General features: G+C 34.6%; 20 protein-coding genes. 7 read left to right on the plus strand and 13 right to left on the minus strand.

The window, feature by feature from the left end; translation table 11 throughout:
* Window positions 1-5: 5 nt before the first annotated feature.
* The 5 genes from EG814_RS01435 to EG814_RS01455 form a co-directional block, all read right to left on the minus strand.
* Entirely contained in the window at window positions 6-1,142 is a 1,137-nt protein-coding gene (locus EG814_RS01435; RefSeq protein WP_125718174.1) for an aminotransferase class I/II-fold pyridoxal phosphate-dependent enzyme, read from the minus strand.
* Window positions 1,143-1,318: 176 nt separating this feature from the next.
* Complete coding sequence (locus tag EG814_RS01440) at window positions 1,319-1,600, minus strand: FoF1 ATP synthase subunit delta/epsilon (protein ID WP_125718176.1); 282 nt, start codon at window positions 1,598-1,600, stop codon at window positions 1,319-1,321.
* Window positions 1,601-1,681: 81 nt separating this feature from the next.
* Window positions 1,682-3,193 carry a F0F1 ATP synthase subunit beta gene (gene atpD, locus EG814_RS01445; RefSeq protein WP_125718178.1) on the minus strand — a complete coding sequence of 504 codons (1,512 nt, stop codon included), beginning with the start codon at window positions 3,191-3,193 and terminating at the stop codon, window positions 1,682-1,684.
* 237 nt (window positions 3,194-3,430) lie between these two features.
* On the minus strand, window positions 3,431-5,005 hold the full coding sequence (locus EG814_RS01450) for an SGNH/GDSL hydrolase family protein (protein ID WP_125718180.1): 1,575 nt from the start codon (window positions 5,003-5,005) through the stop codon (window positions 3,431-3,433).
* A gap of 82 nt (window positions 5,006-5,087) precedes the next feature.
* Window positions 5,088-7,877 (minus strand): TonB-dependent receptor, encoded by a 2,790-nt coding sequence (locus EG814_RS01455; RefSeq protein WP_125718182.1) that lies wholly within the window; start codon window positions 7,875-7,877, stop codon window positions 5,088-5,090.
* 751 nt (window positions 7,878-8,628) lie between these two features.
* On the opposite strand from EG814_RS01455, the gene EG814_RS01460 reads away from it, so the two are divergent.
* Window positions 8,629-9,180 carry a hypothetical protein gene (locus tag EG814_RS01460; protein ID WP_125718184.1) on the plus strand — a complete coding sequence of 184 codons (552 nt, stop codon included), beginning with the start codon at window positions 8,629-8,631 and terminating at the stop codon, window positions 9,178-9,180.
* Between the two features lie 23 nt (window positions 9,181-9,203).
* Here the strand turns inward: EG814_RS01460 and glmS are convergent, their stop codons facing one another.
* From glmS to EG814_RS01475, 3 genes are read right to left on the minus strand one after another with little or no spacing between them, the layout of a single operon-like run.
* Window positions 9,204-11,054: a glutamine--fructose-6-phosphate transaminase (isomerizing) gene (gene glmS / locus EG814_RS01465; RefSeq protein ID WP_125718186.1), complete on the minus strand. Its 1,851-nt coding sequence runs from the start codon at window positions 11,052-11,054 to the stop codon at window positions 9,204-9,206.
* Between the two features lie 9 nt (window positions 11,055-11,063).
* Complete coding sequence (locus EG814_RS01470) at window positions 11,064-12,722, minus strand: DUF4270 domain-containing protein (protein WP_125718188.1); 1,659 nt, start codon at window positions 12,720-12,722, stop codon at window positions 11,064-11,066.
* 21 nt (window positions 12,723-12,743) lie between these two features.
* Complete coding sequence (locus tag EG814_RS01475) at window positions 12,744-13,550, minus strand: glycogen/starch synthase (protein ID WP_125718190.1); 807 nt, start codon at window positions 13,548-13,550, stop codon at window positions 12,744-12,746.
* A gap of 77 nt (window positions 13,551-13,627) precedes the next feature.
* Between EG814_RS01475 and panC the strand changes: the two genes are divergently transcribed.
* From panC to EG814_RS01500, 5 genes are all read left to right on the plus strand, one after another.
* Window positions 13,628-14,506, plus strand: a complete 879-nt coding sequence (gene panC, locus EG814_RS01480) for a pantoate--beta-alanine ligase (RefSeq protein WP_125718192.1) — start codon at window positions 13,628-13,630, stop codon at window positions 14,504-14,506.
* 14 nt (window positions 14,507-14,520) lie between these two features.
* Entirely contained in the window at window positions 14,521-14,871 is a 351-nt protein-coding gene (gene panD, locus EG814_RS01485) for an aspartate 1-decarboxylase (RefSeq protein ID WP_026727479.1), read from the plus strand.
* A gap of 191 nt (window positions 14,872-15,062) precedes the next feature.
* Entirely contained in the window at window positions 15,063-16,214 is a 1,152-nt protein-coding gene (locus EG814_RS01490) for an alpha/beta hydrolase (RefSeq protein ID WP_125718194.1), read from the plus strand.
* Between the two features lie 3 nt (window positions 16,215-16,217).
* Window positions 16,218-17,579, plus strand: a complete 1,362-nt coding sequence (gene radA, locus EG814_RS01495; protein ID WP_125718196.1) for a DNA repair protein RadA — start codon at window positions 16,218-16,220, stop codon at window positions 17,577-17,579.
* Between the two features lie 158 nt (window positions 17,580-17,737).
* Window positions 17,738-19,702 (plus strand): transglycosylase domain-containing protein, encoded by a 1,965-nt coding sequence (locus EG814_RS01500; protein ID WP_125718198.1) that lies wholly within the window; start codon window positions 17,738-17,740, stop codon window positions 19,700-19,702.
* 388 nt (window positions 19,703-20,090) lie between these two features.
* On the opposite strand, the gene EG814_RS01505 is transcribed toward EG814_RS01500, so the two are convergent.
* The 3 genes from EG814_RS01505 to EG814_RS01515 all read right to left on the minus strand — a co-directional run bounded on the left by EG814_RS01505 (window position 20,091) and on the right by EG814_RS01515 (window position 23,238).
* Window positions 20,091-21,128: an aldo/keto reductase gene (locus EG814_RS01505; RefSeq protein ID WP_125718200.1), complete on the minus strand. Its 1,038-nt coding sequence runs from the start codon at window positions 21,126-21,128 to the stop codon at window positions 20,091-20,093.
* Between the two features lie 262 nt (window positions 21,129-21,390).
* The gene (locus EG814_RS01510; RefSeq protein ID WP_125718202.1) at window positions 21,391-22,335 is read right to left on the minus strand and encodes an OmpA/MotB family protein; all 945 of its coding nucleotides are present in this window, start codon (window positions 22,333-22,335) and stop codon (window positions 21,391-21,393) included.
* A 141-nt stretch (window positions 22,336-22,476) separates the two neighbouring features.
* Complete coding sequence (locus tag EG814_RS01515; RefSeq protein WP_125718204.1) at window positions 22,477-23,238, minus strand: exodeoxyribonuclease III; 762 nt, start codon at window positions 23,236-23,238, stop codon at window positions 22,477-22,479.
* 118 nt (window positions 23,239-23,356) lie between these two features.
* Here EG814_RS01515 and EG814_RS01520 point away from each other — a divergent pair, with 118 nt between their 5' ends.
* Window positions 23,357-25,159, plus strand: a complete 1,803-nt coding sequence (locus EG814_RS01520) for a GNAT family N-acyltransferase (RefSeq protein ID WP_125718206.1) — start codon at window positions 23,357-23,359, stop codon at window positions 25,157-25,159.
* Between the two features lie 63 nt (window positions 25,160-25,222).
* Here EG814_RS01520 and EG814_RS01525 read toward each other — a convergent pair whose 3' ends face one another.
* Together EG814_RS01525 and EG814_RS01530 are read right to left on the minus strand one after the other, a co-directional pair.
* The gene (locus tag EG814_RS01525; protein ID WP_125718208.1) at window positions 25,223-26,323 is read right to left on the minus strand and encodes a suppressor of fused domain protein; all 1,101 of its coding nucleotides are present in this window, start codon (window positions 26,321-26,323) and stop codon (window positions 25,223-25,225) included.
* Window positions 26,324-26,430: 107 nt separating this feature from the next.
* Entirely contained in the window at window positions 26,431-26,790 is a 360-nt protein-coding gene (locus EG814_RS01530; protein WP_125718210.1) for a DUF805 domain-containing protein, read from the minus strand.
* Window positions 26,791-26,855 lie beyond the last annotated feature (65 nt).

The following is a 26,855-nucleotide window of genomic DNA, read 5'->3' on the forward strand; positions in this document are numbered from 1 at the left end:
TATAATTAAAAAACAAAATCTCTAACCAACTCCAAAACTTGATTAATTTCTTCCTGCGAATTGTAGCTGTGAATACAAAAACGAAGGCGTTCCTGTCCTTCTGGAACAATCGGAGAGAAAATACACTGCACATCAAACCCTTTGTCTTGAAGTTGTTGCGACAATTCTTTTACGTTTTTATTTCCTGGAATAATAGCCGAATGTATGGGAGATTTACTATGAACAAACATTGGTTTCAGTCCGAGCAAATTTTTCTGTTGATTGAAAAATATAATATTCTGACGAAGTTTTTCAATGGGGTCTTTTTCAATTTCCAATTGCTGATAGGCTATAAAAATTGTCGTTACGGCATGAGGTGATAAAGCAGTGGTATAAATAAAACTTCTAGCAAAATTGATTAGGTATTCTCTAAGGTTAACGCTTCCTAAAATTGCCGCTCCTTGGCATCCTAAACCTTTTCCAAAAGTTACAATTCGAGCAAAAATCTTATTGTGCAACTGTAGGTATTGAGTCAATCCCTCTCCTTTTTCTCCAAAAACGCCCAAAGCGTGAGCTTCATCAACAACCAAATAACAATTGTATTTTTCTGAAATCTGTATCAATTCCTCCAAGTTAGTAGTATCACCATCCATAGAAAACACACTTTCTGTTACAATATAAATTGTAGCATCTGGAAATGTAAGAACATGCTTTTCTAAATCTTCAAAATCGTTATGTATAAAATGATGCGATTTTGCCTTAGACATTGCGATTCCATCTTTTATAGAAGCATGACATAATTCATCATACAAAACAACATCATTTTCTTGCGGTACAGCACTAAAAAACCCCAAATTGGCATTGTATCCCGAATTGAAAATTAAAGCCGCTTCTGCTTCATGAAATTGTGCTATAAAAGTTTCTGCTATTTGATAAAGGGAATGATTTCCCGTAATCAATCTAGAACCTGTAGCTCCATTTTGAAAAATCTCATTTTCTAACAGATAAGCGTGAGCATGTTTCCAAATAACTTCTGACTTAGAGAATCCGATATAATCATTCGACGAAAAATCAATCAAATTATTAAATACAGGTAATTTTCTAAACAGATTTTCTTGTTTACAGTTTTCTAATTTATGATTAAGTTTTTCTGGCAGTTCCATACAAACAAAGTTAGGCAATTCATTTCATAATAAAATAAACAGCAAATTATAAGAAACACACCTTTTCTGTATTCTTTACCACTAAAATTGAGGTTTTATATTTTTGTTTATGCATGTGCTAAAAACAAAAAAGCCAGACATATTGTCTAGCTTTTCAGTTTATTTAAAAAATTGTTTTAGTCTACTAAAACAATTATCTTATTGTTTTTCATTTCGATTGTTCCTGACTTAATCTCTAAAGTATAAGTTTGGTCATTCACTCTCGTAAATTTATCCGCAGCCTCTTTAGAAAAACTGAAGCTTGGAGCTGCAATTTTAATTGTTCCTTCTTCTAGAATAGAAACAATTGGTGCGTGATGATTTAAAATCTGAAAGCTTCCATCAACTCCTGGTAAAGTAACTGAAGTTACCTCTCCTGAAAATAATTTCGCTTCTGGTGATACTATTTCTAAAATCATTTTTTTTGAGTTATGAGTTATAAGTTATGAGTTATAAGTGAGTAGAAACTCATAATTTATAACTCATAATTCATAATTATATTAAGCTTCAGCCAACATTTTCTCTCCAGCTTCGATTGCATCTTGAATAGAACCTTTCAAGTTGAAAGCTGCTTCTGGAAGGTGATCTAACTCACCGTCGATAATCATGTTAAATCCTTTGATAGTATCTTTAATATCAACTAATACACCTGGGATACCTGTAAATTGCTCTGCTACGTGGAATGGCTGAGACAAGAAACGTTGTACACGACGTGCTCTAGATACTGCAAGTTTATCTTCTTCAGACAACTCTTCCATACCTAAGATAGCGATGATATCTTGTAATTGTTTGTATTTTTGAAGAATTTCTTTTACTCTTTGTGCACAGTTGTAGTGCTCATCTCCTAAGATGTGTGGAGTCAAAATTCTTGAAGTAGAATCTAACGGGTCAACCGCAGGATAGATACCTAACTCAGCAATTTTACGAGACAATACTGTTGTTGCATCTAAGTGCGCGAAAGTTGTTGCTGGCGCCGGGTCAGTTAAGTCATCCGCAGGAACGTAAACCGCCTGTACAGATGTAATAGATCCTTTGTTTGTAGAAGTAATACGCTCTTGCATAGCACCCATCTCTGTTGCTAGAGTTGGCTGGTAACCTACTGCAGAAGGCATACGTCCTAAAAGTGCTGATACCTCAGAACCTGCTTGTGTAAAACGGAAGATGTTATCAACGAAGAATAATACATCTTTTCCTTGGTCTGATCCAGCTCCATCACGGAAATACTCAGCGATAGATAATCCTGAAAGTGCTACACGTGCACGAGCTCCAGGTGGCTCATTCATTTGTCCGAAAACGAAAGTAGCTTTAGACTCTCTCATTCCTGGCATATCTACTTTAGATAGATCCCATCCTCCATTTTCCATAGAGTGCATGAAATCTTCACCGTATTTAATAATTCCTGACTCTAACATCTCACGAAGCAAGTCATTTCCTTCACGTGTTCTTTCACCTACTCCAGCGAATACTGAAAGTCCACCGTGACCTTTTGCGATATTGTTGATCAACTCCTGAATCAATACTGTTTTACCAACACCTGCACCACCAAACAATCCAATTTTACCTCCTTTTGCGTAAGGCTCGATCAAATCGATTACTTTGATACCTGTGAATAAAACTTCAGATGAAGTTGATAAATCTTCGAATTTTGGAGCTTGTCTGTGAATTGGCAAACCGTTTTCTCCAGTTTTTGGCAAATCACCTAAACCATCAATTGCATCTCCAACAACATTAAATAAACGTCCATATACGTCTGGACCGATTGGCATTTGGATTGGATTTCCAGTTCCAACTACCTCATATCCTCTAGACAAACCGTCTGTAGAGTCCATAGAGATTGTACGAACAGTGTTTTCACCAATATGAGATTGTACTTCTAGAACTAAGATAGTTCCGTCTTTTTTAGTGACTTCTAGTGAATCATAAATTTTTGGAAGTTCAACATCTTTACCGTTGAAAACTACGTCTACTACTGGTCCAATGATTTGAGCAACTTTTCCTATTACTTTTGACATTACTTATGTATTTATTAAATAGCTATTTAGGTTTATCGAAAATACCTCTTTTTTCAGAGCGCAAAGATAATTTTTTAAAATATAAAATCAATTTTTTTTTCATAAAAAATAGCATGATTTTGTTTGATTCCTAAAACTTAGCTAAAAAACAATAAAAACGGCATTTTTTTTATTAAAAGAAAAAACCGCTGCATTGATAAAAAATGAGCGGTCTTTCTCTTGTTTTTTTCACACTATTTAAGGAAGTGTTGCTGGATATTGAATTGGATAAACGCCTAGATCTACATGACGAAGAGTTGAACCATATTTTTCATTAATAGCATCAATAAAGATATTTGCAATTAAACCATAGCCTCTTGCACTCGGATGCACTCCGTCAAGCGAAAATGCTCCACCAGTTGCAAAAGAAGAACTCATTGTATAATTGCCAAATCTAATTCCTCCGTTGGCCAATTGCGTCAGAGTTGCTTTTGTATCAACAAATGCCAATCCTTTTTCTTTAGCTATAGACTCAATTGTAACATTATAAGCATCTGTCGCTTTTTTAACTTCTGTAATTTCAGTAGGAATTAAAACGTGCTTATCCTGCAATGGGTATGATATACCAAATGCGTTTAATGGGGCTGGAGGTGCAATTCCAATTCCAGAATTTGCCGCCGTTGGAGCAGCTCCAATATCTGGTCGAGCCGTTAAAACTACTAAATCTGTCACTTTAGCTTGTCTGGCTTGTCCAAAAACAGCTCCATAAAAAGCAGCATTCTGAGGTCCTAAAGACGGAGTGAAAGCAGCTGTCAATTCCTTTGCTAAATTGGTTAAACTCTCGTCTTTTATTAACATCGGACTGGAGCCTGTCTCAGAAAGCAAATTAATTCGATCCCCTGCATTCAATGCTGTCAATACCGCTTTTAACGGTCCATACAACTGCGCATTAAGAGCTTTTATAGTAGCGACACCAACCGCTTCATTATTTTTCCCTATTAATTTAGGCGTAAGCGGATTATAAGGAACTGTTGTAAAATGAGGCAAAGCAGTAATATAAGGTAAATTTGCCACAACACCTTTTGCTCCTTTCGCTGTTAAAGCAGTAACCAGACCGCCATATACGTTTGCAAAAACGGTCGGATCTGTAATGTCGCTTGATCCGTAAGTCGCTGGGTTAGGATTTCCTGTTTGATCTTTTCCTGTTCCGCCAGAAGTTGCGTATGCCAACACATCATTCCCTCCAATAAATAAAGAGAAAAATGTTGGATCTTGAGTCACAGCATCTGCCAAAACAGTTGTACTAGAAGCACTCGAGAATCTGGCAAAATACGGATTTGCCGCACCAAGCGCCACTCCCGCAACATTACCATAACCTGCTGCTAATAAATGATAACTTTTTGCTCCCGGAACGCCTAAGTTATTGAATGTTCCTGAAAGATGAGCCGTAACCTCAGTAGTTGGTTTTCCTTGCACATTTGTCGGAGTTTGTGTTTGACCAACAAAATATAAACGAGTTCCCGCTATTACATTTCCTCCTAACAAAAGACCTCCGATATTATCATTCATAAGTGGCTGTGTGAAGGCTCCTCCACCTGCAGCAGCAAACTGCTGAGCCAAAATATTCGGATATGAATTCTCCTGTCCTTTTTTAAATAAAGCATTATCACTATAACCCGCTGCAAAAGAATCTCCCAACGCCACATACTTTGTAAATACCGCAGAACCTGGAACTACAGGAACTTCTTCTGGAGTATTATTATTATCATCATTATTACAAGCTGCAACAAAGGCTAAAGAAACCAACAGCAGCGTTTTTATATTTTTTTTCATAATTAGTACTTTTAAATTATCATCTCTTCACTTTCACAAATAACCTCAAAGAAGCTATGTCAATTTCATAATAAACTAGAGCTTAAGGATTGATTGTCCATGAAGCAAACCACATTTGACCAATTGCTCCCGCTCCAATTACTTGAAGATAATCTGATCCAAAAAGGTTAGTTGCTCCTACTTTAACAATCGACTTCCATTTTGGAATCGCATAATTTACCTGAGCATCTAGCACTGTATTTTCTGGAATCATTCCATCTCCGAAAGAAGACTCCCATAAGTACTCAGAGTTCCATCTTACATTCACATTAAAACCTAAGTTTTTAGTCACTTTTGCATTTCCAAAAGAAGCTTTAATTCTATGCTTTGGCGTATTAAATCCAGCTACGAAATCTGGATCTTCTGACTGATCAAAATTAAATTGAGAATAATTATAATTTACCCCTACTTCAAAATCTTTATATACTTTTTTATTTAAACCAGCTCCAAAACCAAAAGAAGAAATCTGAGCCGTTGTATTAGTATATACTTGATACACTCTTCTATCTCCAAATGCAATTGCTTGATACGTTTGTTGTACTGCTGGATTTGTAGGATCTGTACCTACCGTTCCGTAATAAGGAGATATAACTCTTGCTGTATTCATAAAGTCATTATAAATATTATAATAAGCATTTAAATCTACAGATAAATCATTTTGAACTACTGTACGATATCCTACCTCAAAAGCTTGAACTTGTTCTGGTTTTACCAATCCGATATCAGCAACTTGAAGATCACCTGGGTTTGAAGAAGCTGCAAAAGCCTGAACTGAAGCTACTGTATATGCATTACGATAAGCATTTTGTCCTGACATTCCAATTGTAGCAGGCTGTCCCGCTGCTTGTCCTGCCGCACTTACATTTACAGTTTCTTGAAAACGATCTAAGTTTTCTGGCGCTGAACCAATTAAAGCAAATGGCCCTAAATCTAAACCAATATATTGATCTTGTGTCGTTGGGTTACGGAAACCTGTTTGGTAAGACAATCTGAAGTTATGATTTTTACTTGCTCCCGCTGAGTAAACAAAAGATACTCTTGGCGAAACATTCCCGTCAAAGTTCTGGCTTTTATCATAACGCAAAGACCCTGTAAATTTCAATCTGTCTTCTAAGAATTTTTTCTGAAGTTGAGCATATGCTCCATATTCTTTATATTCAATTGGACCATCATAATCTGTAAAAATCGTTCCTTCAGAATCCATTACATATTTTCTCCAAGAACCACCAACTTGAACTTCTGCCCATTTGATAATATCTCTAAAATTATAGTTTACATCTGAATGATATAATTTTGAATGATCAATAAATTTTGATCCTTGAGTTAAATCTGGATTTGCCACAACTGTTTTCAACGCCTGATTAAACTGCGCACTTCCTGGTTCAAATCTTGCAGAACCTGTTGGTGTTGGAATAAATGAAATTTGCGCAGGCAAAACATTATAATCTGCAAAATTTCTAGCGATAGCGGCAGATTGATTTGCATCTGTTCCCATAACCGCACCAGCATACTGATAAGCAGTTGCATAGTTTGTAAACCATTCTTGGTCAGATTTTGCAGCTCTGTTTACGTTCCATGCAGCAAATCTCATATCGTAAGAGTTTCCAGCGTCTTCACTTGTAAAATATATTCTACCAAAAAAGTTTTTACCTTTTACTTCAAATTTACCTTGCTGCATTAAGAAATCTTTTAACGCGTATCTGTTTGCTCCTTGATAAATTGTACTTCCTGTACCAATTTTATATTGCAGTATAAATTCTGTATCATCTGCCCATGGCTTAATATGCGCACTGAAATCAGCTTTCATACTTTTCACTTTATTATCTGTTAAGTCTTGCTCACGGTAACCTGTTCTACTAACCTGTCCTACATTTGGAATAAAAGTCGTTACCTCGTCTCCATAAATATTCAATCCGTCATAATTCTGATTCATAGCATGACCAACAGAACCTCCAGTCATACTTCTTGCGTCATTTGCAATCCACTCACTTGCTTCCATGTAAGTGAAATTAGCCTTCATGGCAAAGTGCTTTGTAAATGCTTTTGCGGCTCTAATTCCAAAATCATTATAATCATTTGTTCCTGCTGCATCTTGGCTAGTTTGACCATATTTATAGTAAGCCGTTATTCCTTCGTTTGTAAAAGGACTTTTACTACTCATAAACATGATTCCGTTGAAAGCGTTTGCCCCATAAAGTGCAGAAGAAGCACCTGGCAAAAGCTCAACACTGGCAACATCAATGTCTGAAACTCCAATTAAGTTACCCAAAACAAAATTTAAAGCAGGAGAAGAATTATCCATACCATCTACCAGCTGCATAAAACGAGTATTTGCCACAGTAGCAAAACCACGGGTATTTACAGACTTAAAAGAAATACTGCTCGTATTGAAATTTACTTCTTTTAAATTTTCTAACCCATCATAAAAGGTAGCGGCCGTAGTATTTTTTATTTCCTGAATTCCCATTCTCTCAATGGTAACAGGAGACTCAATTACCCTTTCAGGCGTTCTCGATGCAGAAACTACAATTTCATCCAATTTCGTTTCTTCATCTTTTAAAACCACATTTATTTTTTGATTTGCCGCTGTTACATTGATCGTTTTCGATTCAAATCCTACTGCTGAAACCTTTACAGAAAAAGGCACCTTAGCATTAGTAGTCAATTTAAACGATCCGTCGAAATCTGTAGAAGCTCCGCTGTTTTCTCCAACGACGACAACATTGGCACCAGGAATAGATTGTTTGTTACTATCTGTAACCGAACCTGTAATTGTATTCTGCGCAAAAGATATTCCGCTGAACAACAACATAATTAGCAAGTAGACTCTCATTTTGGGTTAGTTTTTTTGTTAGTATATGTAGCCAAAATAAGCAAATATTTTAATATGCATAAAAAAACGTTAAATAAAACTAATAATCATCATCGTTTTTTACAATATATTAACTATTTGTTAATTGAATTTATTAAAATAAAAACAAAGAAATCGAGAAGAAAAACCAAAATACTATGCATACATATAAATTTTTGTCAAAAAAATGAAAATTTCATAAAAATACATATGCACAAAAAAATTATTGACAATATAAAATTATTGTCTAAAAAAACTGAAAAACTATTTATTCATTAACAAAATATTTTCTTTAAATCTAATATTATGTTAATTTTAACTATATTATGTTACATAACATCTACACTTAAAAGTTATTATCATTTTAGTTTATTTAAGGATAAAAGCCAATTTGAATTAAATATTTCTTCGCCAACATTGAAGTTATCGAATTACAACTATTCGTAAATGATTTACCCATTTTTGCCAACTTCAGTTTTATGCCCAATATCTTAACAATTGAGTTCCTATATTCTTATTATAGAGAATTTTAAGTATTTATTAATTTACAACATCGAAAAAAAGCTTGCTTTATTTTTGCAAGTCTTGCTTCATCCTTCGTAAAGGATTTTTCAAATATTACATATAAGCCTTTTACAAAGAGTCAACATTCAGCCCAATATCAGAATTACAAGTACATAAATCATTATTAAAAAGTATTATAAGCAAAGTGGAACAGATAACCTAATTCACCATGACGAATTTTACTGAACGAAATTTTATTTGCCCTTTATTAAAATGGATTTTTTTTGTCGGATTTTGTTTTACAGCAAACGCACAAAGTCCAGGTGGAATATCATCCAATCTTAGATTGTGGCTCAAAGCAGACTCGAATGTTACACCTGCCATTCAGGGCGGTAATGTAACAAATTGGGGAAGCCAAACTGGCTCAGGAGAAGATGCTCAATATACTACGCCAATGTTTTCTCAAACAGTTCTAAATCCTATCTATCAGGAAAATATATTTAATTTTCATCCTTCTGTACGTTTTAACGGCACCTCAAACATTAGCTTTTCAGGGCTTCAAGGTAGTTTTTCACCGGCAATAACTAGCAATAATATCTCTGCATACGTTGTCTCTACCATAAACAATTCCATCGACTTTTATGAAAGGAGAAAAACTACCAGGAGGCACTTACTTTTATACTCTAGAGTATTACAACAATGGCAACGCTACAAAACAAGCAGGTTATATTTTCATCGCTTACTAAAGATAAAAAAGCGAGACATAAGTCTCGCTTTTTAAACAATTATATTTTAAATAATTTCTTATTCTACTGTAACCGACTTCGCCAAATTACGTGGCTGATCTACATTACAACCTCTCATTACAGCAATGTAATAAGAAAGCAATTGCAACGGAATCGTAGTTACTAATGGAGACAACGCATCTGAAGTTTCTGGAATTTCGATTACATAATCTGCTAATTCACGAACTTGTGTATCACCTTTAGTCACAACTGCGATAATTTTACCGCTTCTCGATTTAATTTCCTGAATGTTACTTACAATTTTATCATAATGTCCTTGTTTAGGAGCAATGACAATAACTGGCATAAATTCGTCAATTAAAGCAATCGGACCGTGTTTCATTTCGGCTGCAGGATATCCTTCTGCATGAATATACGAAATCTCTTTTAGTTTTAAAGCTCCTTCTAAAGCTACCGGGAAATTATAGCCACGACCTAAATAAAGACAGTTTGGCGCATCTTTAAAGGCAGCAGCAATCTCTTTAGCTCTAGCATCTGTTTCTAACGCTTCAGACACTTTCTCAGGAATTATTTCCAATTCTTGAAGATAAGTATGGAAATCTGTATTTGACAACGTTCCTTTTGCCTTTCCTAATCTCAAAGCAATCATAGTTAAAACTGTGATCTGAGTAGTAAATGCTTTTGTAGAAGCTACTCCAATTTCTGGTCCAGCGTGTGTATAAGCACCTGCATGACTTTCTCTTGAAATAGAAGAACCTACAACGTTACAAACACCAAATACAAAGGCTCCATTTTCTTTAGCCAATTTAATAGCCGCCATAGTATCTGCAGTTTCTCCAGATTGAGAAATAGCAATAACTACGTCATCTTTATTGATAATTGGATTTCTATATCTAAATTCAGAAGCATATTCTACCTCTACTGGAATTCTTGTAAATTCCTCAAAGATGTATTCTGCAACTAAACCAGCATGCCATGAAGTTCCGCACGCTACGATAAGAATTCTTTTTGCATTTAAGAATTTCTCTAAATTATCCTCTACACCAGCCATTTGAACAATTCCTTCATTTGCATGAAGTCTTCCTCTGTAAGTATCTTTAATTACACTTGGCTGCTCATAGATTTCTTTAAGCATGAAATGATCATACCCTCCTTTTTCAATTTGCTCCAAATTCATTTGAAGTTCTTGAATATAAGGATCTACTAAAGAGTCGTCTTGTATTTTTCTAATTTTAATTGGCTTATGCAATCTGATATTTGCCATTTCGCCATCTTCTAAATACACTGCATTAGAAGTATATTCGATAAATGGAGAAGCATCAGAAGCAATAAAGTATTCGCCTTCCCCAACTCCAATTGCTAACGGACTTCCTAATCTTGCCGCTACAATTTCGTTTGGATTTTTTTTATCAAAAACAGCAATTGCATATGCACCAACAACTTGGTTTAATGCAACCTGAACCGCTTTACCTAATTTAATATTTTCTTTCTTCTGAACTTCTTCTATTAAATTTACTAAAACCTCAGTATCTGTATCCGATTTAAAAGTATAGCCTCTTTTGATAAGCTCTTCTTTTAAAGGCGCATAATTCTCAATAATTCCGTTATGAATGATTGCTAAATCTCCAGAATTCGAAAGATGGGGATGCGAATTCACGTCATTTGGAACACCGTGAGTTGCCCAACGCGTGTGTCCAATACCAATATTTCCGTTTGTTGCAAAGCCTTCAACAGCTTTAGCCTCAAGATCAGAAACTTTACCTTTTGTTTTGCAAACTTTAATGCCCGACTCGTTATCATACAACATAACGCCGGCACTATCATATCCTCTGTACTCAAGACGCTTTAATCCTTTTATTACAATAGGATAGGCATCTCGATGACCGATATATCCAACAATTCCACACATATATATTTATTAATTTGGTTTCGTGTAGTAAACTTCAAGTTTCAATCTTTTCTTCTCTTGGTCTGATTCAGGAGTTCCTCCCTTTTTTCCTCCAAACAAGACTGTCCCTAAAGGACTCATAACTGAAGTTCTTGGTGCTGCAGAAAAATATTCAATTGGATTAGTATTAGTTTGAATCCTATTCTTCAACGCATTAAATGCTAGTACTGTTGGACTTTGGGAAACAACAAGACCTAAATCTACATTTTTCGCCGTCGCATCTTTTAGCAAGTTACGAATGTGGCTTGTAATTCTAATTTTATAACTTTTCCCTCTTTTATCAGAATCCAAGCTAATTAAGCCACCATAAGCAGAAGTAACATCTGTAGAATAATCTGCTATAACGGTATTATTTGTCAAATTGTACAAATAAACTCGGTTTGGCTCTTTTTTTGTTCCTTTCATTTTTTCGGTATCAATATAAAAAACTAAATTAGCCTCGTTTACTTTCCAATTTTTAACAGTAGCATTGCTTCTCATTAAATCTAATTGATCAGGCACTCCATTTGCGCCATTTACTGGCTCCCCTTGAGCATTGTAACTCAACACATCGGTTTGATCAAAAAGCTTTATAACCGCCAAAGATCCCTGACCTCCTTTTAAATAAAGTCTCTCGTCTCCGTCTTTTTTATTGACATTAGTCGTTATAGCACTTGTATAATCTGCATTTCGGGCATCTGAAAGGAAACTCGCCGTACTAGGCCCTGCCAAATTCAATACAATCTGTTTGTCTTCAGTTGTAGTATCTGTATCGGTTTTAGATTCGGTTTTAGCCTTGTATTTAATTGTAATTGTACCCTCACTAAAATTTATTAATGCCATGTTGGTCGGATTAGAGCCAGACTTTTCAACATTAAAATATAACCCTCTAAAATATTCTTGAAAAAGATCTTGCGTAGAAAGTTTTGAAGCATCAGCTTTTAATATTTTTCTTTGAAAAAATTCCTTATTAAGCTGCAGTCTCATCCTAGGCGTTTTTCTTTCTACTGTCTCGTTTTTTGTATCAGGATCAGTTGTTTTTATTACAATTTCTTTAGCATCAAAAAAGAATTGTTCATTCTCTAAAACCCCACCATTATTTAATAATAAGGTTTTATCAGCATTATTAAAAAAATCAGTGTTTTGATCTGTATAATAAAATTGAGGTATTTGGCTACCACCGCTAAAATAGCTGTTTCGCATCTGAATCTTCGATTCGTAAATGCTCAACTTAAGTTTTCCGTTTTTGTCCCCATAAATAGAATCTAACTCATAAGTAGTATTTCCTTCATTATCTACAGCTGTTTGATGGCTGTAATACGGAATCTCAAGTTCAACACTTTCAATTACTGGAGATTCTCCAATTGTTGGAGCGTATGTATCAAGCGTTAGTTGTGTTACAAAATTTGCAGTTGTAGTTCCAAAATTAGGGCTATCAAAGATACCCAGAGCATTTGGAGTCATAACATTCGACTGAATGGGAGTCACTTCTTGATTATATGCTAAAACATCATATTTTTCAGATTCAAGTCCAAAATGATCATCACCAACCAAACCTTCACCAATCGCATTAAAATCTTTGTCACAAGAATATAAAAAAACAGCAATTACAGCCAATAGCGTTTTCTTAATAAAAGAAGTATTATACATGTCTAATAATAAAATTAAAATTTAAAGTCCAAATGTTCTGTAGAAATTTGTATAAGCCTCAGCAAATGCATCTTTCGTTGCGAAAGGTAAAAAAGGTTTTCCTGAAGATTCTATAAATTTTGTTAAACTTGGAGAAACATTTTCTGATGCAATGATCACGCCGTCTGAATGCAAAATACTGGCTTTTAAAACATTCTCGTAATTTGGCACTTCTAAGTCTGATACCGATTCATGAGGCACACCATCAAACTTAACTTTATTAATCATTTCTAAATCTAGATTCTCATCAAATGATTGACCGTAAACAGAAGTAATAATTTTAGTTTCAGAAAACAAGGCTTCATGTTTGTAATAATGCTTCATATAAATCGGAAGCATTGCAGCAAGCCATCCGTGAACATGTATAATATCTGGAACCCAGTTTAATTTTTTTACAGTCTCTACAACGCCTTTTGCAAAGAAAATTGCTCTTTCGTCATTATCTGGATATAAAGCGCCTTCTTCATCTGTAAAGGTTGCTTTACGTTTGAAATATTCATCATTATCAATAAAATAAACTTGGATTCTTTCTTTCGGAATCGATGCTACTTTAATAATCAATGGCATATCTAAGTCATTCACTACCAAATTCATCCCTGAAAGTCTAATCACTTCATGCAATTGATGTCTTCTCTCATTTATATTCCCATATCTTGGCATGAAAATTCTTATCTGGCCGCCTTGGTCATTAATCATTTTCGGAACGTCATAAGACATTAAAGAAACCTCATTTTCAGCCAAATAAGGCACGACTTCAGATGATACATATAATATCCTCTTATCTTTCATAATAGTATTTTACTTAATTTTGGTAATAAAAACGTCGCAAAATTACAAAAATTTATGCAGTTTATAACTAATATATTATGTTTGCACTAAATTTTAATAATACCTCGATGCATATTTTCTACAGTAAAGCAGCCTTGATAGCCTATCTTAAAACTATCAAAACTGCAAATTCAACCATCGGATTTGTACCAACAATGGGCGCTTTACACCAAGGACATTTGGCTTTAATGCAGCGTTCGCTAAAAGAAAACGACGACACAGTTGTGAGCATTTTTGTCAATCCAACACAATTTAATAACCCCGAAGATTTAGCAAAATATCCAAGAACACTTGAAGAAGATATTAAGAAAATGCGTACATTAAGTGATAAAATCATTTTATACGCTCCTTCTGTCGAAGATATTTATGAAGGAAATACAGTTTCGCAATCTTTTGATTTTGACGGATTAGAAAACCAGATGGAAGGAAAATTCAGACCTGGTCATTTTAACGGTGTCGGAACAATTGTGAAACGCCTCTTTGAAATCGTAACTCCAACAAATGCTTATTTTGGCGAAAAAGATTTTCAGCAATTGCAGATTGTCAAGAAATTAGTCGAAAAAACAGAATTACCAGTCAATATTGTAGGCTGTCCTATTTTTAGAGAAGAAAACCAACTTGCGATGAGTTCGCGAAATGAACGCCTGACGGATCAAGAAAGAAAAGATGCCGCAATTATTTACAAAACTCTGACCGAAGCAAAAGAGATTTTTCAAAATCAAAGTCCGCAAGAAACAATCGAATTTGTAGAAAATTCTTTTAAAGACAATACCGAATTCGAATTAGAGTATTTTGTTATTGCTGACGAATCTACACTTTTATCTATCGATAAGAAAGAGAATGACAAAAAATACAGAGCATTTATAGCAGTATTTGTTAATTCTATCAGACTGATTGACACCATTTCATTAAATTAATCTAACTTTGCACCATGCAAATTCAAGTTATAAAATCAAAAATTCATCGTGTTAAAGTAACCGGAGCCGATTTAAATTATATTGGCAGCATTACTATTGATGAAACGCTACTAGAAGCTTCAAATATTATTGAAGGCGAAAAGGTATCTATTGTTAACATTAATAATGGAGAACGTTTTGAAACTTATGCTATTAAAGGCGAAAAAAATTCGGGAGAAATCACTTTAAATGGTCCTGCAGCAAGAAAAGTTCAGAAAGACGATATCATTATTATCATTTCGTATGCGACCCTAGAGTTTGAAGAAGCAAAAACTTTTAAGCCATGGATTATTTTCCCTAACGAAAATGACAATTCACTAACATAATAATTTTCATTTTTTGAAAACACATGCTTTGTCCAATATTTTTTGAACAAAGCATTTCTTATTGGTATAAATCAGAAAAGATTTACGCTATACCTCTTTGTTTCCTTTTTTCCTTAATAAAAAGAACAAATAAAATAGTATATTGCCACACTATATTCAATACTTTTTAATTCACTGAAATGCCACAAATCATGAAAAAAGTTTACCTACTGTTTATTTTAATTTCGTTTTCGTCGTTTGCCCAAAAAACGTTCGATAACATTAAATCGGAGAAACTCGGAGAAGAGCGTAGAATTACAATCGGACTTCCAGCTTCTTACGAAACCAACAAAGACAAAAAATATCCGGTTCTTTATTTATTAGATGGAGATTATTTATTCGATCCGTTTTCTGGAGCTGTGAGTTATGGTTCTTACTGGGATGATATTCCAGAAATGATCATTATCGGAATTCATCAAAACAAAGACGGAGAGCGTTTTGACGACACGACAATTGACCAGAATGAAGGCCTTCCTTTTGAAAAAGGAGCAAAATTTTTTGAATTTATCGGAGCCGAATTAGTTCCTTATATCGAAAAAAAATACCGCACCTCGCCTTTCAGACTTATTGCAGGTCACGATTTAACTGCAAGTTTTGCCAATTTTTATTTATATAAAGAAATTCCGCTTTTCAATGCATACATCTGTTTAAGTCCAGAACTTGCTCCAAAAATGGAAGTGCGTATTGCAGAAAAGTTTGCTAAAATAAAAAGCCCTGTTTACTATTATCTTTCTGCCGGAGAAGGTGATATTAAAAAAATAAAAGAACCAATAGAAAAATTAAACAGCAATATTAAAATCGCAAATAATCCGTTAGTGAATTATAAATACGATGTTTTCAAAGGCGCTACACATTATACAGAAGTATTGCATTCTATACCGAGCGCATTGTACCAGATTTTTGAAGTATACCGACCAATAAATTCGGCAGAATACAACGAAAAAATTGCTGTCCTTGAATCGGGTTACGCAGAATATTTGGAACAAAAGTACAACACCATGTCTGAAGTTATGGGAGTGCAAATTCCAGTAAGAATGACCGATTTTAAGGTAATAGAAAATATCATTTTAAAAAAGAATGCTTACAGTGAACTAGCAAAAATGGCTGAAATTGGAAACGTAAATTATCCAAAAGCCATGTTAGGAGAATATGAATTAGGTTTAATGTATGAAAAACAAGGAGATCCGAAACATGCGTCTAAAAAATACCAAAATGCTTCTCAAATGGAACCAATTGGAGATTTGAATAAAGATTTGATGTATGAGAAAATCGACGAGATGAATACGCTTGCTAAAAAAAAGTAAATAATGTCAAAAGTTAAAACTTCCTTTTTTTGTCAGAACTGCGGAACGCAATACTCTAAATGGCAAGGCCAGTGCAATGCCTGCAAAGAATGGAATACGATTGCTGAGGAAATTATCCAGAAACAAGAAAAAGTAGCTTGGAAAAGTGAATCCACTTCAACAAGCAAAGCGCCAAGACCTTTAAAAATTAACGAAATTGATTCGGCTCAGGAAGTTCGAATGGACACGACCGACAGCGAATTGAACCGCGTTTTAGGCGGCGGACTTGTTCCTGGTTCTTTAACGCTTTTGGGCGGAGAACCCGGCATCGGAAAAAGTACACTTTTACTGCAGATTTCACTTAAATTACCTTATAAAACTTTATATGTTTCTGGAGAAGAAAGTCAGAAACAAATAAAAATGCGCGCCGAAAGAATTACGCCTAACAGCGAAAATTGTTATATTCTAACGGAAACCAAAACGCAAAATATCTTCAAACAGATTGAAACGATGCAGCCAGAAGTGGTCATTATCGATTCGATTCAGACTTTGCATACTGATTATATAGAATCAACTGCCGGAAGTATTTCTCAAATTAGAGAAACAACCGCAGAATTGATCAAGTTTGCTAAAGAAAGTAATACGCCTGTGATTCTTATCGGTCACATTACCAAAGACGGAAATATTGCCGGACCAAAAATTCTGGAACATATGGTAGATACCGTTCTTCAGTTTGAGGGCGACAGAAATCACGTTTATAGAATTTTGCGTTCGCTAAAAAACCGTTTTGGTTCTACAGCCGAACTTGGAATTTATGAAATGTTAGGAAGCGGATTAAGAGAAGTCAATAATCCATCTGAAATTCTTATTTCTCATAAAGATGAAGAATTATCAGGAACTGCCATTGCTACAACTCTTGAAGGAATGCGTCCGTTAATGATCGAGATACAATCTTTGGTAAGCACCGCAGTTTACGGAACACCTCAACGAAGCACAACAGGTTATAATGCGAAACGTTTAAACATGATTTTGGCTGTTTTAGAAAAAAGAGCTGGATTTCGTTTAGGCGCAAAAGACGTTTTCCTGAATGTTACGGGCGGAATTTCTGTTGATGACCCAGCAATTGATTTAGCAGTTGTCGCTGCAATTTTATCGTCTAACGAAGATATCCCAGTGGGCAAAGGATTTTGTTTTGCCGGCGAAGTGGGACTTTCTGGCGAAATTCGTCCTGTAAACCGAGTTGACCAAAGAATTCAAGAAGCCGAAAAATTAGGTTTTGACACGATTTTTGTTTCGAAATACAATAAAATCGCTTTAAAAAATACCGGAATCAAAATAGAACTTGTGGCAAAAATTGAAGATGTAGCAAGTATTCTTTTCGGATAGTTTTTTTCCGCCACGAATTTTTCGCCACAGATTAAGAGGATTTCCACAGATTAATCTTTTTAATCATTTTAATCTGTGGCAAAAGAAAAAAAAAATTCGTGAATTCGTGGCGGAAAAACCTACCCTCAAAAACTAAAAAATATTGTAAATTCAACTCTATGAATTTTCCAAAACAAAAAATATACAAAGCATTAAAAATACTAGGAATAATCGTTGTTGTGCTTTGCATAGGATTGTATTATTTCCGTGATTCACTTCTTAAGCAAGCGATCGCCAAAGTAGAGCACAAAATGGCCGTACAGTACAACAGTAATTTTTCTGTAAAAGAGGCTTCTTTTGATGGTTTATCGACTATAAAGTTAACCGACATAGTTTTAGCTCCGATTAATGCCGATACACTTTGCAAAATTAAAAACGTTGAAACGAGTATCAGTTTAAGCAGTTTACTAATTGGAGATGTTCAGGTTGGGACTTTAAAAATTGACAACGGTTATATTCAATTGGTAAAAAAAGGAAAAAAACGAAATTTTGATGCCTTTTTAAAAAGAGAAAAAGACGATACCAATTCAAATGAAAAACGTAAATATGCTTCGTTTGCTTATAATATTATTTCGAAGATTTTAAACCTGGTTCCGACCGATATGGATTTGAAAAACTTTAAATTCAAAATCGATGACAACGGAAAACACACTTCTATTGATGTAAACAAACTCGTTTTAGCCAACAAACAACTAGAAACCAATCTCCACGTTCAGGCAAAAGATTTTGATCAGCGTTGGAACATTAAAGGTTTTGCAGATCCGAGAAACAAAAAAGCTGATATTCGATTTTTTAATCTCGATACGGGAGCAATTCGAGTTCCTTATTTAGATCAGCGTTACAACTTAAAAGCTAGTTTCGATTCTATTCGTTTAAATGTTGGAAACATCAATAAAAGTGGTGGCGAATTGCATATTGACGGATATACTTCTATCGCAAATCTTACCATTAATCACCCAAAAATTGCCAGCAAGAATGTTGTCATTAAAAATGCCCGTTTTGATTACCGTTTTTTATTAGGAGACAGTTTTATTTCGATTGACAGTTCTTCGACTATGCAATTGAATAAGATAAAAGTACGTCCGTATATTTCTTATGATACCGAAAAAGATACGGTTTATACTTTAAAAGTCGATATCCCAAAAATGAAAGCGCAGGATTTTATCGTTTCGCTTCCAGACGGATTGTTTACACACTTTCAAGGAATGCAGGCGACCGGAAATTTCGATTACAAACTGGATTTCAAATTCAATAAAAACAAACCTAACACTTTAGTTTTCGATAGCAAACTCAACAAAGAAGATTTGCGAATTACCAAATATGGCGAAGCCGATCTGAATAAATTAAACGGTGAATTTGTTTATCGCGCGATTATTCAGAATGTTTTGCAAAGACCTATTTTAGTCGGAAATGCGAATCCGAATTACACACCTTTGGATCAGATTTCTCCTTATTTAAGAAAATCTGTTTTAACGACTGAAGATCCGTCATTCTTCTCGCATCGAGGTTTTATAAATGAAGCTTTCAAACAATCGATTCTAAAAAACATTCGAACCAAAAAATTCTCACGAGGCGCAAGCACTATAAGTATGCAGCTGATAAAGAATGTTTTCTTGACGAGAGAAAAAACGCTTTCGCGAAAGCTGGAAGAAATCTTATTAGTTTATATTTTAGAAAATAACCGAATTGTAAGCAAGGAAAGAATGTTGGAAGTGTATTTCAACATTATAGAATGGGGACCAAATGTATACGGAATTGGCGAAGCAAGTCATTTTTACTTCCAAAAAAGTCCATCGGCTTTAAATGTTGACGAATGTTTGTACTTGGCGACAATTATTCCGAAACCAAGAAAATTCATGTATCAGTTTAATGATCAAGGTAATTTGAAAGATTACGCCATTAAAAATCAGAAATTCTTGAAAAATCTAATGTTTAGAAGAGGCCTTTTAATTCCTGAAGACACAATTGGATTATTGCCGGTTTATATTTCTGGAAACGCACGTTCTTTAATTCGTATTAAAGCTCCAGATTCTACAGCAATCAAAGCCGATTCTTTAGCTGTAGATGATGAATTTGATTTATAAAGTTTAAGTTTGCCACGAAGCCACAAAGTTTTTTGTTTACACTTTATTAAATTAATCTCGCAAAGACGCAGAGTCGCAAAGTTATTATCAAAGTAATCGTACTGTTTGTCATCCTGAGGAACGAAGGATCTCCGCTAGAAGCTCGACAAAGATTGATTGACTTTGTGGAGTTACTTATGGAGATCATTCGTTCCTCCGGATGACAAAAATGAGACTAAAAAAAATCAGCTTAAATCTTTTAAAATCTGCGTGAAACAAAAAAACTTTGCGTCTTTGCGTCTTTGCGATATTAAAACTTTAAGTAAATAATCTTAAATGAAATTTGCTCGCAAAGACGCGAAATCGCAAAGTAAGATTAAAAGCTTCGTGTCTTAGTGGCTAAAAAAAATTAAGGCGCAGGATCAGGAATTATAGCCTGAACAGCATCAATTTCTGCTAAGATTTGTTTCGAAAGTACAACATCAATTGTATCAATATTTTCTTTTAGTTGTTCCATAGTTGTAGCTCCAATAATCGCGCTTGTCAAAAACGGTTGTGCCAATACAAATCCCATTGCCAATTGCGTTAATGTTAAACCATGTTTTTTAGCGATTTCTAGATACAGTTTCGTCGCTTCGGTACATTGAGCACTATTGTAACGTTTGTATTGCGGAAAAAGGTTAATTCTCGCTTTTGGATGACTTTCACCCGTTAAAAACTTTCCAGTCAAAACTCCGAACGCTAAAGGCGAATATCCTAATAAACCAACATTTTCGTATTTTGAAACTTCTGCAGAATTTACTTCAAATAATCTATTCAACAAAGAATACGGATTTTGAACGGTTTTGATTCTTGGCAGATTGTTGTATTTACTTTCTTCCAAAAGACGCATCATTCCCCAAGCGTTTTCATTAGAAACTCCAACATGTCTAATTTTTCCTTCTTTAATTAATCCGTCAAAAGTTTCAAGGATTTCTCTAAAGTTGTCTTCCCAAACATCATCATGTCCGTGAAAAGCGCGCGTTCCAAAATTATTGGTTTTTCTTTCCGGCCAATGCATTTGGTACAAATCAATGTAATCGGTCTGAAGTCTTTTTAAACTTTGCTCAACGGCAAATTTGATACTCGCTGGCGAAAAATCCAGTTTCTCACGCATGTATCCAAAATTCGGATTCGGACCCGCAATTTTAGAAGCCAAGACTATTTTATCGCGATTTCCAGATTTCTTAAACCAGGTTCCGATAATTTTTTCTGTGCTTCCGTAAGTCGCTTCGCTCGCTGGAACTGAATACATTTCGGCTGTGTCAAAGAAGTTTACTCCTCTTTCAAGCGCATAATCCATTTGTTGGTGTCCTTCTGCTTCTGTATTCTGCTGTCCGAAAGTCATCGTTCCAAGACATATTTTTGAGACTTTTATATCGGTGTTGGGTAATGTAGTGTATTTCATCTTTTTAAGGTTCTGAGTTGCTAAGATGCTAAGGTTCTAAGCTTTTTTACTTTGTTTTTATTGAAGTTTCAAAGATACAAAGGGATTTTTCAAATGGAAAAGTAGCAAAGGTTAAAAAAAGCAAAAGATTCTTTTTTTTAGAGGCTCTGAGTTGCTAAGGCGCTAAGCTTCTAAGGTTTTTATTTGACACAAAAAAAAGACTCAAGTAAAACTTGAACCTTTTTTAAATCTTAGAAGCTTAGTTCCTCAGAACCTTAGCACCTTAATTAATACTATTAAGCATCTCCGCAATTTCATCCAATCTTGGAGTTAAGATGATTTCGATTCTTCTATTTTTAGCTTTTCCTTCTGGAGTAGCGTTACTTGCAAGAGGAGAAAACTCACTTCTTCCCGCAGCTGTTAATTTTTGTTTATTGATTTTTGGGTTTTCGCTCAAAATCGCTACGATTGCTGTTGCTCTTTTTGTTGATAAATCCCAGTTGTTTGCAATTGGTCCAGAACCAGCATAAGGATCGTCGTCTGTATGTCCTTCGATTAAAACAGAAAGATCTGGATTATCTCCTAAAACTTTTCCAAGTTCTGTAACCGCTTTTCTACCTTCCGTTCCAACTGCCCAGCTTCCAGAATTGAAAAGTAATTTGTTTTCCATAGAAACGTAAACTTTTCCGTTTTTTTGCTCCACTGTAAGACCTTTGCCTTCAAAACCATTTAATGCTTTAGATAAAGTTTCTTTTAGTTTGCGCATTGCTTCTTCTTTGGCCGCAATCATATCTTCTAGTTCTTTCAAACGGTTTGCGGTTTTGTCCAAACGAGCTTGTTCGTCCGCAAGGGCTTTTCCTTTTGCTTCCAATTGCGCTAGCAATTCACGGTTTTTAGCCAAGTTTTTCTCCAATGCATCGTTGCTGTTTTTCTCTAATGCATTATAAGAATCTTGCAAAACTTTATATTTCTTCTGCTCTGCTGCTAAATTTGCTTTTTGTTTTGCCAAATCATCATTAGCATTTGCTAAATCTTTTGTCAGTTTATCACGATCGATTTCTAACTGGTTCTTTGCTTTCTTTAAATTTTCATTTTCATCTGCAATAGAACGGTTCTCTTTCTTCAAATCTGAGTATTTGGTTTCAAGATCATTGTAAATTTTCTTAGAAACACATGACGTTGTGGACAAAGCTAATGCTAGCAATCCGATAGAAGCTTTTTTAATCATCTTTAATTCGTTTTATTTTTGGCGTTTAATAATTCTAAACCTTCAAACTCCAAGTTTTAAATTGTAAATTCTAAAAACAAGAATCTGAATTTATTCTTGAAATTTAAATTGCATTTTACTTCACAAGAACAATACCAAAAATTAGTCAATCTCGACTAAAATTGGACAATGGTCTGAATGCATGGCATCTGGAAGAATAACCGCACGTTTTAATCTATTTTCTAACGCGTTGCTTACCAAATTGTAATCGATACGCCAACCTTTGTTATTTCCTCTTGCTCCAGCGCGGTAACTCCACCAAGAATAATGATGCGGGTCTTTATTGAAATGACGGAAACTATCAATAAATCCAGATTTCATAAAAGCGTCTAACCAAGCGCGTTCTTGCGGTAAAAACCCAGAAACGGTTTTGTTGCGAACAGGATCGTGAATATCAATCGCTTCGTGACAAATATTGTAATCTCCGCAAATCACTAGATTCGGAATCGTCAATTTCAATTCATTAATATATGTTTGAAAATCATCCATAAACATAAACTTATGATCGAGCCTTTCAATGTTTGTTCCAGACGGAAGATACAAGCTCATAACAGAAACATCATCAAAATCTGCACGAAGATTTCTGCCTTCAAAATCCATGTGATGAATTCCTGTTCCATAAGCAATATTATTAGGTTTGGTTTTAGAAAGAATCGCCACTCCGCTATACCCCTTTTTGTTTGCTGGATAATAATATTGAAATGGATAACCTGCTGCAGTAATGTCATCTACGGGAATTTGATCCTGTGTTGCTTTTATTTCCTGAAGACATATTACATCAGGATTTGCTTGTTGCAGCCACTCGATAAACCCCTTGTTTATTGCCGCTCTAATTCCGTTTACATTATAAGAAATAATTTTCATCAGTGATTTTTTTAGGATTTCAAATGTAATAAAAAAGTGCAAAGTTTGTCTTGGAAACAACGAAAAGTAGACTTTTTTGTTATCTTTGTTCGCTGTTCTAATAAATTAAAAGTACTACATGGGTTTAGTTACCGCGAAAGAAGTTGCAAAAGCAATAAATGTTGAAAAGTACGGAGTTTTCGGTACGTTTTCTGGCTGGATTCTTATGAAGGTTCTTAAGATCTCGACCCTTAATAAAATTTACGATCGTAATAAACATTTGGAAGACCTTGCTTTTTTGAATGGAATTTTGGATGAAATGGAAATTAAGTTTGAAATCCCAGAAGAAGATTTAAAGCGTCTGCCCAAAGATGGTGCCTATATTACCATTTCTAATCATCCGCTTGGAGGAATTGACGGAATTTTGCTTTTGAAATTAATGCTTGAAAGAGAACCAAATTTCAAAATCATTGCAAACTTCCTGTTACACAGAATTGTTCCGATGAAAAAATACATTATGCCGGTTAATCCTTTTGAAAACCATAAGGATGCAAAATCGAGCGTGATCGGTATTAAAGAAACGCTACGCCATTTAAGCGACGGAAAACCATTGGGAATTTTTCCTGCTGGTGAAGTTTCGACTTACAAAGACGGAAAATTGGTAGTAGACAAACCTTGGGAAGAAGGTGCAATTAAGCTAATTAGAAAAGCAAAAGTACCAGTTGTTCCAATTTATTTTCATGCCAAAAACAGTAAATTATTCTACTGGCTTTCTAAAATTGATGATACTTTACGAACTGCAAAACTTCCGTCTGAGCTTTTAACGCAGAAAGACCGAGTAATAAAAGTTCGTATTGGAAAACCAATTTCTGTAAACGAGCAAAACGAAATCGAATCTTTTGAAGAATATTCAGAGTTCTTAAGAAAGAAAACCTATATGCTTGCCAATCCGTTTGAAAAAGACACCAAACTAATTGACACTGCGAGTTTGAAAATTACGAAAGCGCCTAAAAAAATCGCTACTGCAGCCAACGAATCAAAATTGATTGATGAAGTTCAGACTTTAAGAAATAATGATAGCAGATTTTTGCAAAGCAAAAACTATGAAGTCTTCTTTGCAAGCGCGAAACAAATTCCGAATATTTTACACGAGATTGGCCGTCTGCGCGAAATCACTTTTCGTGAAGTTGGTGAAGGAACCAATGAATCTATCGATTTAGACGAATACGACCAATATTATCACCATATGTTTTTATGGGATGATGAAACCAAAAAAATTGCTGGTGCATATCGTATGGGATTAGGTTCTGAAATCTATCCAAAATATGGAATCGAAGGTTTCTATCTAACAGATTTATTCAGATTTGAACCGGAACTTCACGATATGATGCACAAATCTATCGAAATGGGGCGTGCCTTCATTGTAAAAGAATATCAGCAAAAACCAATGCCTTTGTTCTTATTATGGAAAGGTATTATTCATACTACTTTACGCCATCCTGAACACAAATATTTAGTTGGCGGTGTAAGTATCAGTAATCAGTTTTCAGACTTCTCTAAGTCGCTTATGATTGAGTTTATGAAGTCAAACTATTACGATCCGTATATTGCGCAATATATTCACCCGAAAAAAGCTTATAAAGTAAAACTGAAAGACGCTGATAAAGATTTTATCTTTGATGAAGCAGAATCTGACTTAAATAAATTCGATAAAATTATTGACGAATTAGAACCAGGAAACTTACGCCTTCCCGTTTTAATTAAGAAATACATCAAACAAAATGCAAGAGTAGTCGCATTTAACGTCGATCCTCTATTCAACAATGCTATTGATGGTTTAATGTATATTCGAATTGCAGATATTCCAGAAAGCACCATGAAACCGGTTATCGAAGAGTTTCAGATTGAACTGGAAAAGAAATTATCTGAGAAAGAAGATTAAGATTATTTATAAAAACTAAAAACTCATAAGTTTAAACTTATGAGTTTTTTTTATGCGAAATATTTAAACCACTTCTTCTCGTTCAAAACTGAAAATTTCTTCTCCTATCTCATCTAATTTGTCTAGTAGCTCTTGCGAACCCGATTCTCTCAGCAGTTCCCATTCTCTATCTGAAATAGGCACAACCCATAAAAAAGAAGTTTTTGAATTTCCAAAAGCAGGCACGTTCATTTTAGGCAGCACTTTTAATTTGTTAGTCAAAATTCCGTACTTAAATTTTTCACTAGCCGTAGTATGAAACTCGACAGTATGTCCTTGAGCCAAGAATGTAATATTATCCCACGGTATCGCCGTAATGCCACTTACAAGACTTGCCACATTATTGATTTGGTCATTTGTCAATCCAGTCCTTAAAATAATTCCAAGTTCAATTCGGTTTATTTCGCTTGAGTTTTCAAAATACATTTCAATTTTGGGCTGCGGACGTAATGATACTGCAACAATCGCAAAAACAATTTTCTCAGCACCTTCGTACACATACAGTCCTTTTGGAGGCCATTCTGAATTATCAATCGCGTAATATTTATCACTTTGACCAAAAATTTCGTCGTAATAATTTAAAATTTCCGGCTGAAGAAACTGAAACGGATTTACTTCTTCATCCCATGCTTTTACAAAAGCAGATGCACTTTTAACACGCTGGTGCATTTCATTATCTGTGGAAAGCTCCCAAGCGAAATGTCCTTCGCCCTTACAATCACGCGCATATCCAAGAAATCCATCATTGCCGCCCCAACTAGGAATTATAGCCAAAATTTCTCCATTTTCTAATAACGCAGCTCCATCTCCCTCTTCTAGCCATACAACTTCTAGGTTTTGTTCTCTAAGCGGCGACTGTCCTTCAGGAAATTTACAAAACTCTTTTATCAACATAGGAGGAACGCCTTTCTCCATCAATTTTGTTTCTATTTCCTCTGGTGCGGCCGTCAAATTTCTAATCCAACAGCTTTTTATTCCAAAATCTTCATGATCGCCAAATAGATAGAAATAAGCAGTTCTATTATCTTGTTCTACAACGGCTGTTATTGGACAATTAGGACTTCTCACTTCAAGAAGAACCTTCGGCTTTTCAATTTTATTACTATTTCTGCTAAACAATCCCATTTACTATTATTTCTTTTTAATGTAAAACAATAATTCAAGAAACAACTTTATTTGGATATCAGCAAGAATTTAAAAACAAATAAACATTATTAAAAAGCCGTTTAGAGCTAATTAAGATCTTTTCCGAGTTCCATCAAATATTCCAATTCGCTAATTGGATCTGAACCGTATGTATTTTCTCCCACATCGCCCATAACAGTCCATAAATAAACATTAAAAAATGGCACTAAAATGCACCACCATTCTTTATTAATATCATGCATTCTTCTTATAGCAACTGCAATTGAAGGAATAAAAATGATGATCAAAAAAATATTCAGATACAAATCTGTTGTTGGAGAGATTAAATTTATAATAAAACTTATAGCCCAATTTACTAAGAAAAACATCCAAAATTCTTTTCTTCTAGATCTTCCTTTAAAATTGGCATAGTTTTCAAAAAAAACACTTTTGTAAATCTTCAGCATACTCATTATTTAAAATCCATAAATCAACTATTTTCAAACATTATTTAGTGTCTGAAATAACCTCC

Source organism: Flavobacterium ustbae (assembly GCF_003946915.1).
In the GTDB taxonomy this organism is placed as follows: Bacteria; Bacteroidota; Bacteroidia; order Flavobacteriales; family Flavobacteriaceae; genus Flavobacterium; species Flavobacterium ustbae.